The 12,026-nt window shown below is 67.1% G+C and carries 7 protein-coding genes and 1 pseudogene; 4 read left to right on the forward strand and 4 right to left on the reverse strand.

Going from position 1 to position 12,026, the window contains the following annotated elements; translation table 11 throughout:
- Nucleotides 1-154: 154 nt before the first annotated feature.
- Nucleotides 155-2,092: a recombinase family protein gene (locus GF068_RS24180; protein ID WP_170319639.1), complete on the reverse strand. Its 1,938-nt coding sequence runs from the start codon at nt 2,090-2,092 to the stop codon at nt 155-157.
- A gap of 1,348 nt (nt 2,093-3,440) precedes the next feature.
- Here GF068_RS24180 and GF068_RS24185 point away from each other — a divergent pair.
- A pseudogene (locus tag GF068_RS24185) lies at nt 3,441-4,210 on the forward strand (IS3 family transposase).
- A gap of 998 nt (nt 4,211-5,208) precedes the next feature.
- Nucleotides 5,209-6,552: a YecA family protein gene (locus GF068_RS46415; RefSeq protein WP_153821777.1), complete on the forward strand. Its 1,344-nt coding sequence runs from the start codon at nt 5,209-5,211 to the stop codon at nt 6,550-6,552.
- A 19-nt stretch (nt 6,553-6,571) separates the two neighbouring features.
- Here the strand turns inward: GF068_RS46415 and GF068_RS24195 are convergent, their stop codons facing one another.
- From GF068_RS24195 to GF068_RS24205, 3 genes are all read right to left on the reverse strand, one after another.
- On the reverse strand, nt 6,572-7,042 hold the full coding sequence (locus GF068_RS24195; protein WP_153821778.1) for a hypothetical protein: 471 nt from the start codon (nt 7,040-7,042) through the stop codon (nt 6,572-6,574).
- On the reverse strand, nt 7,043-7,303 hold the full coding sequence (locus tag GF068_RS24200) for a hypothetical protein (RefSeq protein WP_153821779.1): 261 nt from the start codon (nt 7,301-7,303) through the stop codon (nt 7,043-7,045). It lies immediately after the preceding gene.
- A gap of 143 nt (nt 7,304-7,446) precedes the next feature.
- Complete coding sequence (locus GF068_RS24205) at nt 7,447-7,635, reverse strand: hypothetical protein (RefSeq protein ID WP_153821780.1); 189 nt, start codon at nt 7,633-7,635, stop codon at nt 7,447-7,449.
- 1,339 nt (nt 7,636-8,974) lie between these two features.
- On the opposite strand from GF068_RS24205, the gene GF068_RS24210 reads away from it, so the two are divergent.
- Entirely contained in the window at nt 8,975-10,954 is a 1,980-nt protein-coding gene (locus GF068_RS24210; RefSeq protein WP_153821781.1) for a B12-binding domain-containing radical SAM protein, read from the forward strand.
- Nucleotides 10,951-11,979, forward strand: a complete 1,029-nt coding sequence (locus GF068_RS24215; protein WP_153821782.1) for a radical SAM protein — start codon at nt 10,951-10,953, stop codon at nt 11,977-11,979. The genes GF068_RS24210 and GF068_RS24215 overlap by 4 nt, the downstream gene beginning before the upstream one ends.
- The last annotated feature ends 47 nt before the right edge of the window (nt 11,980-12,026 follow it).

The following is a 12,026-nucleotide window of genomic DNA, read 5'->3' on the forward strand; positions in this document are numbered from 1 at the left end:
AAGAGGCAGACCGGCGGTCACGGGGCCCTCCGGATTCGAGAGAATCGCGTCAGGCTGGACGTTCGGCGATCAGCGGTCGTCCTTGGAGGTGAGCCATTGGGCCAGCGCCTCCGCGGACAGGTCCAAGATGAGGTCGCTGACCCGGTCGGCCCCCTCATCGCGTACCCTCGTGGCCAGGAGCGCGCGCTCCTCGGGGCTCAGGCTCCGGCGCAAGCGGCGCTCGAACAGGTGCACGAGCGGCCCGAGCTGGCCCTCGAGGCGCCCTTCCTCGCGCCCTTCCTTGCGCCCTTCCTTGCGTCCTTGCAGGATGTACTTGTGGACGAACTCGCTCTGATACTCGTAGTTCGGTAGAGCCATGGCCCCTTGACCCCTCTTGCCTGCCCTTGTTTCTCAGTACGGTGACCACCCGCTGGCCAACTTGGACTGCCGGGTCTTTTTCCATCGCCATCTCACGGAGCGGGAGCGCGAGCGAGAGGGTGAGCTCTGTTGGAGAGACCATGCAGACCTGGAAGTCGTGCTCCCTCTTGAGGTCTTGAAAGAGCGCACGCTGAAGCTCCGCCCGTCCACTCATGCGCTCGCGCAGCTTCGCCAGGTACTGCTGCACCTGCGCGACGCCGAGCTTCGGCGTCGCCCGCGTGACTTGCGGCTCGAGCGTCCCGATCTCCGTCTCGACGGTCTGAAGCTCCGCGCGGAGCTCACGCACACGCTCGACGAACGCGCGATCGGGCTCGATGTCCGTTGATGCCTCGAACGTGCGGAAGTACTTCGCGAGCGTGGCCTTGAGCTTGTCGCGCTGCCGCTTCGCTGCATCGAGCGCCCGCCGCGCCTCGGGTTGTTCCGCCTCGAGCTTCCGGTTCAACTCCGCGAGAGATGGCAACACGAGCGCGGGGGACGAGAGCAACTCGTGCACCCACGTCCACACGGTCTGCTGCAAGTCCGTGGCTCGCACCAGGGGGAACGCACAGACCCCCGCGCCGCTCGCATGTCGCTGGTGGCAAATGTAGTAGCGATTGCGGCTGGCGGCCTTCCCGATCATCGGACTGCCGCACTCCGGACAGCGGAGGATACCAGTGAGCGAAAAAACTTCGCCACTTGGCCGCCCTTCGCGGACCCGCTTACTCCTGCTCTCCATCGCCCGAATCTGCTGCGCCTTGTTCCAGATGTCGTGCGTAATGAGAGCCTCGTGCTCTCCCTGGTATAGGGTCTGCTTGCTGCGTGGCAGCTGCGAGGGCACGCGGTCCGCGTACGCGGCTTCGTCGAATGTGGTGAAGCCGGCATAGACCGGGTTGTCGAGGATCTTGAGGACGAAGACCGCGCGAAAGGGTATCCCCGTACGACTGACGTACCCGCGGTGGTTCAGGTACAGGGCGATACGCTTGCAGCCATAGCGATACTCGTGCGACGTGTAGAGCTCGAAGATGAGACGAACGATCTCCGCTTCCTTCGCATCGACATACCAGCACTTGCCGACCGGATAGTCGAGGCACGCCTTCCGGTAGGCTTCGTCGCGACTCAGCCCCGCTGCTTCCAGGTCCTTGATGCGACGCGCCTGCGACGTGTACCCGAAGGGCGCGGGACCGCCGCCCACCTTGCCCTTCAGGGCCTTGCCCCGCTTCATCTCGCGGATCCGCTCTGCCGCCAGCCCGACCTCGAGCTCCGAAGCAGCACCTAACACCTGCAGGGAGAACCGCCCGTGTGCGCTCTTGTAGTCGAACTGGTTGCTGAAGTCCCAGAGCTGGACTCCATGGGCTCGGAGCGCGCTCAGGATCCGTGCCTGGATTTCGTTGTTCCTCCACTGGCGGTCGGTGTGGCGCGCGCAAACCCCCTGGATCCGCCCAGCCGCGATGTCGTCGAGGAGTTCCTTCAGCGCAGGCCGCTTTTCGGTCCAGAGCTCGGCCGAGACCTTCCGGGGCTCGACGTAGATACGGTAGTCCTGCCAGCCGCGTAGGCGTGCGATCTCGCGAGAGCGGGCGCACTGGTTCGGGATCGAGAGATCCCTCTTCATGCTCTCCTCGCTCGTGACGCGCACGTAGAAGGCCCACCAGCGTGCCGGCGGCGGAGAGCCATCGTCCCACGATTGTAACCCCTTCACGACTCCTCTCCCTCCTCCTCGCGTGCCATCGTCACGAGCAGATCGCTCACGATGTCTACAATCGTATCGCTGAACTGGCATGCGTCCGGTGATGGCGACGAAGACGCACCGTCGGACCGATGTTGCCCGAGTTGCCTCGTACTCTCGGCTCTCATAAGGCACGCGCTTGCGTCTCGCGAGCTGCGCCCGCTCGCCGTGCACTCATTGGCCCGCGTGCACCAGGCCGCCAGGAACTCGGCGGAGGGCTTGGGCGTGGCCGAACGGGAGGCGCCGAGCGTGGTCCTGTCGACGATGTGACGGAGTTCGTGGACCGGAGAGAGGAATCCGGGGGACTCGAAGGGACCATCGACGGGGGTACGATCGAAACGCTCATTGGCTGCACCTCCCCGGCACCTTCGGTCGCCCGAAGCGCCGCGTTGCTGGTCATCGGGCTGGAGGCGGGAGGGGCTCACGCAACCGGAGCGGAGCGGCCTCGGGACCTGTGTAGCCCAGTTCCCTCGAATGTAGCGTTTTGACAAGCGAGTACCAGGAGGAATTGCTGGTTTCACCTCGGCGCTGGTAGCGGGCGCCCGTATCGCTCGATTGGTGGCCAAGACAAACAACAGAAAACCACTGCAAAAGTGGGTTTTGGCATCGCCACCCCCTTGTTTCGCAGGACCAAGCACCAGAAGAGCCGCTCCATGTAACCACTTTTTCGTCGATCCGCCCCCCGGGACCGATTCGAGCGCGCCCCCGAGCGTCCTCGCGCACCTTCCACGCCCTCCCCCCAGGGCACTTGACCCTACCCTCCGTGCTGCCTTCCTGCCCCTCGTGGCCCAGCGCAAAGGCCGTGCCGCTCGCGCGTCAGCCAGGACAAACAACCAAAAGCCACGTGAAAAGTGAAAAAATCCCCGATTACCCCCTGGATTCGCCGGCCCAACTTCGAGAAGAGCCGCTTGAGGTAACCACTTTTGGGTTTTTCGGGCTCTCGGCTCCGCGTCCCCCTCCCGTAACCCTGCGAAAACACGTCGGGCGCCCCCTCGGAGACACGCTCGACGTCGACCCGCCACAGGTTCCAGGTGGACCCCCCCGCAAAATAAAAGCGGCTTTTCCACTGGCGCCGAGTGGCTCCTCGGCGGCTTTGTAGCGGCTTTTTGCGAAATCGAGGTCCTCGAGCGGGCCGTTCCAGCGATAGCGTAGAGCGGCGGCTACTTTTGGGATCGTCCCGACCGCGGGGGCGTCGATGGGCGGGAAGGGGAACCCAACGATGTCGGCCCCGCTGTCCGTTTCGTCGACGGAGCCGGGGGCTGATCCTCCCCCACTTCCGTGGACAAACCCAGAGGCGCGAAGATGCGCTAAGGAGAGTTCCATGGCGAGGCGGAAACGGAGGTCGTTCAGCGCGGAGTTCAAGGCAGAGGCGGTTCGTCTCTGTCAGGTCGGGGACCGGAGCATCACGAAGGTCGCGAAGGATCTGGATCTTACTCAAACGGCGCTACGTGAGTGGGTGAGGGCTGCAGAGACCAACGTCGGGGAGAAACCCCCCGAGACCCTCACGGGCGCCGAGCGCGAGGAGCTCGTGCGGCTACGGCGTGAAAACAAGCGGCTGCAGATGGAGAGGGAAATCTTAAAAAAAAGCGACGGCCTTCTTCGCGAAGGAGAGCGAGTGAAGTTCGCGTTTAGGGCTGGCTGTATTTGGCTACGATACGATCCTCGACCTGTTCTCGCGGCGGGTCGTCGGCTTCGCAATGAGGGAGCAGAACGACCGCGCCCTCGCGCTCGCAGCGCTCGAGCGGGCGCTACGCGCACGCAGGCCGAAGCCGGGGCTTTTTGCACCACTCGGACCGCGGCAATCCCTACGCCAGCGAGGACTACCGGAAGGCGCTGCGAGAGCGCGGCATCGTCGCGAGCATGAGCCGCACCGGCGACTGCTGGGACAACGCCGTCGCCGAGAGCTTCTTCGCGACCCTCAAGGCCGAGCTGGTCGACGCGACGCGCTTCCCGACCCGGGATGCCGCGACGGCAGCGATCGGTGACTACCTCGAGCGGTTCTACAATCACGCCCGGCGGCACTCGTACCTCGGGCACTTGAGCCCGGTCGAGTTCGAATTGAGAGCACAAGTGGCTGCGTTTGCGGCATAGTGCGTTTGTCCACGGGAGCGGGGGAAGATCAGGAACGCCGTGCTGCGGTGGCTCGCGGATTCGGTGCTCGCGGGCCTCGATTTCCCGGAGAGGGCAGAGGCGTCGGAGCCCGCTCCCGTGCATGCCCCAGCGTCGGCTCACGAGGCGTGTCCGCCGGATGCGTGGAACGTGCCGCTTGCGCTCCTCTGAATCGGGCACGCGCTCGATTCGTCCGAGTGGCTGATTCTCGGCGCGGGAACGCTGGGCCTCGCGGGCTACTGGAATGGCGAGCGCCGGCCGGTGATCGAGTGGAGCGCGGCTGCATGGAGCCTGCTTGGGACGCTGCGCGGGTTCAAGCTCGGGAAAGCGCTTCTCGCGGATCGGGGCCTCGTGGCGGCGGCTCGTGCGCTGGTCCGGCGGTGTGTGACGATTGCCGGTGGGGGTCGACGCTGGACACGGTCAAGGCGGTGCCCGCGTCGGACCCGAGCGCCATTGTGGCCGCGTGCCTGGTGATGACGGCAGCGCATCGAGTATCGGCGGGCTTCCTCGTGCGGGAACAACGCCCGCAGACGGCGGCGACCTCGGCAACGCCGTCTCCCGAGCGATCGACGCCGCCATCGCCCGAGGCCACGGCCCCGGCGCTGCCGTGTCCCCTGCCGCGCCCCCGTCTCCCGTGCGGGAGGTCGCGCGCGTTTCCGGCATCCCGTGCGCGGCGTGCCTGGCCCCCGTTGCCTCGTGGGCGTTCGCCGCCTTTAGGCCGGTTCAATCGGGTTCGTCGTTCGCGCCTCGACCGCGACGACGGCGCAGCCCGCGACGACGGCCCCCGCAGTGATCGATGACGACGGCGCCCCACGTCGCGAAGCTTGGGGCCCGCCCCACATCGCGAGCTTGGGGTGCGCCCGGCAGCCCAGCCGATCCGACGCCCCCTTGGAGCAAGGAGGTTCCTGGGCGAACCCCGCGACGGCAGCGACAAACCTTGCCCTTCCCTTGTCGCCGCGGATCGGGTAGGTTTGTCCCCGATGGCGAAGATCGGACGCAACGAACCCTGTCCCTGTGGAAGTGGACGCAAGTACAAGAAGTGCTGCCTCGCGACCGCCGCCGGGGCGTATACGACGGCAGATCGTCTATCCACGCTCGAGCGGTTGCTCGACTGGGTTGATGAAGACGAGCTGGAGGGGTCGCGGGAGAGGTTCTGGGGCGACCTCCTGCCCCTGCGCGACAAGTACCCAAATCCCATCCTGCGCGACATGGCGGAATGTGTTTTCCAGTGGTGGCTCTTCTTCGACGCGCGGAATGGCGCGGGGGTCACGCTGGCCGAACACCTCCTCGCCCATGCTCGTGACCTCCGCGCGGGCGAACGTAGCTACCTCGAGATGGGCCGCGCGAGCGCCATGCTGCTTTATGACATCATCGCGGTCGAGCCGGGCGAAAGCGTCACCGTTCGCAACGTGCTCGATGGCGGCGAGACCCGTGTCCGCGAGCGGAGCGCCTCGCGTGCGGTGCGCCCATGGGACCTCGTCGCCGCGCGGGTCTTCGCCAGGGGCGCGTCGGGGTTTCCGGAGTTCGATGGCGGCATCTTACCGCTCCCAAGCCACCTCCGGAGCTGGCTGATCATGGGTCTCGAAAAGGCTCGCGCCGAACTCGATGGCGCAGATTTCCGGACGAGCCTCGCCCCCTTCTTCTTCGAGGTCTGGTTCAACCCAAAAAAGCCGACGCTCGTCAACCACGATGGCGACCGTCTCCTCTTCACGACGACATACTTCGACGTGCTCGATGAGGCCAAGCTCGCCGCCGCGCTCGACCATGCGTCGGAGCTTCACCGGGACGACGACGCGGAGTGCTGGAGGTGGGTCGGAAGCGGCGGTCAGCAGGCGGGAGAGGTTGTCATCGCCTCAATGCGCATCGAAGGCGCTCGGCTGGAAATTCAGACCAACTCGCGCGAGCGCGGCGAGCGTGCCCGGACGCTCGTGGAAGGACTTGCGGGCGAGGCGGTGCGATACCGCGTCACGAAGCACGAAGACGTGGAGCGAGGTATGAGCGAAGCTTCACCTCGTCACGGACGCGCATCCGCGGCGCAGTCAGAGGCGCTCGATGGGCCGGCACGCGAAGCGCTCGCGCTGTTTTACCGGGAGCATTACGAAAGGTGGGTCGACGAACCGATTCCCATGCTCGACGGGCAAACGCCTCGGGCGGCGGCGAAGGTCGAGGCGCTGCGACCGCGTGTGGCCAGGATGATCGAGGACCTGGAGGTGATGTACGAGCGGGCGGTGGCGGAGGGAACGGTCGGGTATGATCCGGAGTGGATGTGGGCGGCGCTCGGACTGGAGGATCTCGCGCGAGGGCGCGAAGGAAGGAATATATAATTATGCTTCCTCCATTCGCTCAGCCTTCTACAGCTCCTGTGCCGCCTCTCTTCAACAGCTTGGCGACAATGCCTTCCTGGTTGGAGAGGTCGTCGAAAATGGTAGCCAGTGGATCATCGAGAAGACCCGCGAGGTAGCCCAGCAGAGTTGGTGCGGCGGCCACGAGCTCTGCGTCGGCGGCAACAACCTCCGCAACAACCAGGCCGTTCTGATCGTGGATGATGGCGCGCCCAGAGGCGCATTCAGCGATGTGCCAATGAACAGTCATGTCGCCGTGATTTGGGTCTGTCATGATTTTCCAAATTTTTCTTATGGGTCGCGGTGAGGCGGGCGCCGGGCAAACCCGTCCTGCTTGACGGGCAGCCGGACGGCACGTGAGCAAGCGCGGCAGGCTCGGCTCGCTCGGGTGGTCCGAATGATCAGGGCAACCGTGATCCGCCCCGGCAAAACCGAAGCGGTCGTGGACGAAGTACAAAGACACAAACGTCATTTACCGCTTGAGGACGCCCGCCTTTCGTAGAGTTTTCAGGAGGAAATCCTGGTAGGTCATGCCCTCCTCCTTGGCGCGTTCCTCGAGTTCGACCATCGCCGCCCAGGGCAGGCGGCGCTCGAGAATTCGCAGCGCGTACCATTTCATTGGGACGTCAAGATCGACGGCCTCACGCTTGAGTTCGCGTTTCACCCCGGGCGGGATGTTGATTTTGAGCTGTGCTTCCGACTCTGCGGTCTCGCCACGCCTGGACTGGGCCACGATAGGTTTTGATGGCGCGGACGGGGCAGTGGGCGCGGGGAAACTCGAGTTGTGGCGTTCCGTTCAACAGGGACGACCCTCGCAGGAGCGCGCGTAGCGGGCAAACGGTGGGGCACAGCCTCCCGATTGCTCAGTATCGTCGTTCACGCGTCGACCGTGACGACGACGCTGCCCGTGATGACGGCCCCCGGAGTGATGATGACGATGGCCCCCCACGCCGCGAGCTTGGGGCCAGCCTGCGTGGCGACGGTGGCCCGCGCCGTGAGCTCGGGGCCGCCACGGAGGCCGGTTCCGTATCGGGAAAGAGCCTCGCCATCGCACTCTCGACCCACCCCGGCGCTCCCAGCGCATAGCGGAGCGCCTCATTGATCATCGCGCTCCGCTGCCCCTCCTCCTGGACGTGCTCGCAAAGCTCGCCGAACAGGACGGCATCGAAGACCACCGAAGTGACGAAGACCAGCCGCCCATCGCGCCGCCGCTGGGCGCGCCTCCGAATCCACGCTTTCACGCGATCAGCCCCCACACAACCGACCCCATCGTGGGGCCCGGGTGTACGCATGATCGCGCAACTGTCTCGGTCGGGCCAAGTTCGAGGGCAAGCGTTCGCCGCGACGTCATCACCGAGGGGGCATCCCTCTTCTCGGAAGGCATGGCCGTTTGCGTGACTGGGAAGCGTTGCCTTGATCGCCAAGGCAGGCTGGACGGGAATTGCGAAATCGTCGTCGTCGCCATATTACGCTTGGCAGCAGCTCGATCCTGTGCGTATCTGATTCCGCGGGCCTCCCCTATGCACGCCGCGCCTTCCCACAACGTCGTCGATGCCGTCGCGCTCATCGGGGCGTGAGGGCTCGGCGGCGCTCGTGGAGCTCGCCGCTGCGCTGAGGATCGCGGGCGCGGGGGGATGCGGATCCACCGGAGTCTCGGCGATCCTGCGTGGAATACCGCTGCGCGGGCTGCGCTGGCGGATCCGGCCCTGAACGCGCATTCTCGTCGATTCGTGCAGACGTGCCTCCTGCGCGTACCCTCGGATGCGCCGAAACCGTTCCCCGACGAGCTGTGGCTCTGGATGGTACGAGCAGAGTATCGCAGGAACGCCGTGCTGCGGTGGCTCGCGGACGCGGTGCTCGGGGGCCTCGCTTTGCCAGAGAGGGCAGAGGCGTCGGAGCCCGCTCCCGTGCATGCCCCTGCGCCCGCTCCCAAGCCGTGTTCCTCCGATGCCTGGAATGTGCCGTTTGCGCTCCTCTGGATTGGGCACGCGCTCGATTCGTCCGAGTGGCTGATTCCTCGGCGCGGGAACGCTGGGCCTCGCGGGCTACTGGAACGGGGAGCGCCGGCCGGTGACTTTGCGCGCGCGTTCGCCGCTTCCGCGGCAGACGAAGCGAGGAGACGCTGGTCCACCTCGAAGCGCGCCTCGACGTCGTACGCGTCGGCACCCAGCACGGCATGCTTCACGCCACGCGGGAGTGGGAAGCCGGTCCACGTGCGCATGACGCCCCCCGAAGCCCTCCTCGGCATGTGGTACGGTAAACAACGCACATGCTCGCGACGCCGACGGAGAGTGCGGTGAGGATGAAGTCGAACTCCAGGAACCCACGCCCACCCCAGGACCGCGAGCAGGTCGAGGAGAGACGGGGCGCGAGGTCAGTGGTACGCTCGATCCGGGAGACCCGATTGACAGCCAGCGTCCCTCGCCCGCGCGACGTGCTCTTCGTGCTTCCGCCGGATTTCTCGGCCCCGGAGGCGCACCTCGTCTTTCGTTTTCCGCCGCTCGGGCCCGCGGTCGTCGCGGCGAGCATGGCCTCGCTCGGGCTCGTGGGGCGCGCGGTCGATCTCGCCCTCGATCTTGTCAAGGCGCCGCTCGACCTCGATGTCGCGCCGCTCGTGGCGCCGGCGCTCGTCGAGCGGCACCTCGCGGGCGAACGCGACGCGCGCATCGACGTCGTGATGGACGGGATCTTCGAGCGCCTCGACGAGCCCGGCCGGGGCGTGGACCTCGTCGCGGTCTCCATCGATCGCGGGAGCCAGGTGCCCTTCGTCGCTGTCCTCACCTGCGAAATGAAGCGCCGCTGGGGAAAGCGGATCATCGTGGGCGGCGTCGCCGTCGAGCACCTCCGCGCCCTCCTCGAGACGAGCGGCGCGATCGGCGCCGATATCGTCACGAATGCCAGCACGCCCGCGCAGATCCGTCGCGCCTTCGCCGCGCTGCTGGACCTCCCGGAGCACCGGCGTGGAGGTCCCCTCGAGCCGAACACGGAGATCGTCACGCTCGTGCGGGGCGGCATGCGAAAGGCCCCGTCCCCCGCGGACTGGCCAGCGCCCGATTTTTCGATCTATGATCTCGACCTTTATCGCCGCGACATCGTTCGCGCCGAAGGGGCCACCTATCCGGCTTATCGCGGCGAGCTCGGCGCGTCGCTCGTCCTGCCGTATTTTTTTACATTCGAATGCCAGTTCTCCTGCGCATTTTGCCAGACGGGCGGCACGCAGGAGCACAAGCCGATCGACCAGGTCGTGCGGGAGCTCGCGGAGCTCTCGGAGCGCTGGCAGACGCGCGAGTTTCTCTTCTTCAACGCGCAGGCGAACTTGCTCGCGGCGGAACTCTCGCGCGCCCTGCTCGCGGCGCGCCTCGATCTGCGCTGGTCCGATTCGTACCGCGTGCGCCCCTCGGAGCCGGGGGATCTCGAGCTCATGGCGCGCGCCGGCTGCGCGGGCCTGACGATCGGCGTGGAGTCGGCCTCGGCGCGGGTGCTGAAGGCGATGGTCAAAGGGCACCGGCCCGAGCAAGCGACGGAGATGGTCCTCGAGGCGCACCGCCATGAGATCATGGTCCGCGTGAACCTGCTCTCCTGCTTTCCCGGCGAGACGCGCGCGGAGTTCGAGGAGACGCGCGATTGGATCCGGCAGAACGCCTTCGCCATCGACGATCTCGCGCCCTCTTCGTTCTACCTCACGGCCGACTCGCCGATCGGCAGGAAGCCGGAGCGGTACGGCGTCCGCGTCCGGGGGCCTCGCTCGCTCGAAGGGGAAGGGCGCTTCCGCAAGTCGCCCGATTCGCTCATGTACGACGAGATTGGTGGTCTCACCTGGGAGGAGCGCGCGCCGATGCTCGAGGAGAGCGAGATGATGCTGCGAAGCGCCTGGCTCGAGGGACGCGCTTCGCGGGGCGGGCTCGGGGGTTTTTCCCCGTCGAGCATGCTCGGCCTCCGCCGCCATTTCGAGACGAAGGCCGAGATCTACTCGTTCCTAAGCCGCTGCCGCGGCGGCGCGCACCGCCTCGAAGAAGAGGCGCGCGCCCCGGAGACGAGCGCGGAGGTCATCCCCTCGATTCTGCGCGCGTCGCTGCCCAAGCTGCTCGCGCCCCGCTGGGCCGATGCCGCCATGGCCCGTGCGTTCGCTGCGGCCTTCCGAGCGGCGGCGCCCTCGCTCGCGGTGCGCCTGCGCGAGGGCGACACCGCGCACGTCGTGCTCTGGTCCGACGGTCGATTCCTGTTTTTCCGCGGGGCCGTGCGCCGCGGGAGCGACGATCAGGTGCGCTCGTTCATGGTCGAAGAGCCCCTCGGGGCGCCTCCCCCCGAGGGGATCGCGCAGGGGTCCTCCTTCGAGGTCCTCACCTTCCGGCTCGATCCCCGGAGGCCCAGGGCGATGCCATGAGCGGCTTTGTCTTCTTCCGCGAAAAGCAGCTCGCGCTCCGGATCGCCGCGGCACTGCCGTTCCACAAGACCGTGGCCGGCTCCGTTCGGGCCGTGCTCGCCGAGGAGATCCGGCGCTCGGGCTCCCTCGACGAGGTGCAGCTTTACTTCGAGAACCCCTGCGCCCAGGCTTGTGAGTTCTGCGAGGAGCCTCGGCGCAGGGGCCGCTTTCCCAGCCGGCAGCTCGCGTCGCTGCTCCGCCGCTCGCAGGAGCTCGGCCTCGACCTCGTCGGCTCCGGCGCGCTCGCGGCGCTCGTCGACGCGCTCGCGGACCTCGCGCCGAAGGTCCCGCTCACGATCACCGGGCATGACTGGACGCGCCACCCGCGCCGCCCGGAGATCCTCGCTGCGCTCGAGCGCCGCCCGGACACGCGCCTCCGACTCCAGGGGCCCTCGCTCGGCTTCTCCTCGCCCGAGCTCACGCGCCGCGTCGCGGCCTTGCCTGGGCTCGAGTGGATCGCGACGACCCTGCAATCAAGTGATGCAGCGGAGCACGACGCCATGGTCGGCGCCCCGGACGCCCACGCGGAGCTGCTCGCGGCGCTCGACAACCTGAAGGCCACGCGGGTCCCCATCCTGCTCACGGTGGTGCTCAGCCGGCGCGCGCTCCGCACGCTGCCCGAGACCTTGTCGTTCCTGTCAGCGCGCCGGCTCCCGCTATCGCTCCAGGCGTTCATCCCGGACGAGGCCATGGGCCCGGCGCTCAACGTGCTCGCGCCGCTCGACGAGCTCCGCCGCGCTCTCGAGCGGGCTCCGCGCGAGGCCCTCGGCGCCATCCAGTCGGTGGTCGGGGTCCCCCCGTGCGCGGTGCCCGCGCCGCTCCGCCGGAAGATCGCCCCGGCCCATCGAATGAAAGGGCGCGAAGGAACGAGGTTCGGAGCGGGGTGCGGCACGTGCGCCGCGCGTGGCCATTGCTCGGGCGTACCGTCGGGTTACCTCGTGGCGCTCGGGGCGCGGGGGATGGAGCCCCTCGCGTCGACCGATTGACTCGGTCTTCCAGCTTCCGGCGAATGCCGCCCGAGCGTCGTCGACGC

It is taken from the genome of Polyangium spumosum, assembly GCF_009649845.1.
GTDB lineage: Bacteria > Myxococcota_A > Polyangia > Polyangiales > Polyangiaceae > Polyangium > Polyangium spumosum.

What these genes read in the sequence shown, in the direction of transcription:
- GF068_RS46415 (WP_153821777.1), top strand. Translation starts at nt 5,209, where the DNA reads ATGGCGAAGATCGGACGCAACGAACCCTGTCCCTGTGGAAGTGGACGC.
- GF068_RS24195 (WP_153821778.1), bottom strand. Translation starts at nt 7,042, where the DNA reads ATGACGTTTGTGTCTTTGTACTTCGTCCACGACCGCTTCGGTTTTGCC.
- GF068_RS24215 (WP_153821782.1), top strand. Translation starts at nt 10,951, where the DNA reads ATGAGCGGCTTTGTCTTCTTCCGCGAAAAGCAGCTCGCGCTCCGGATC.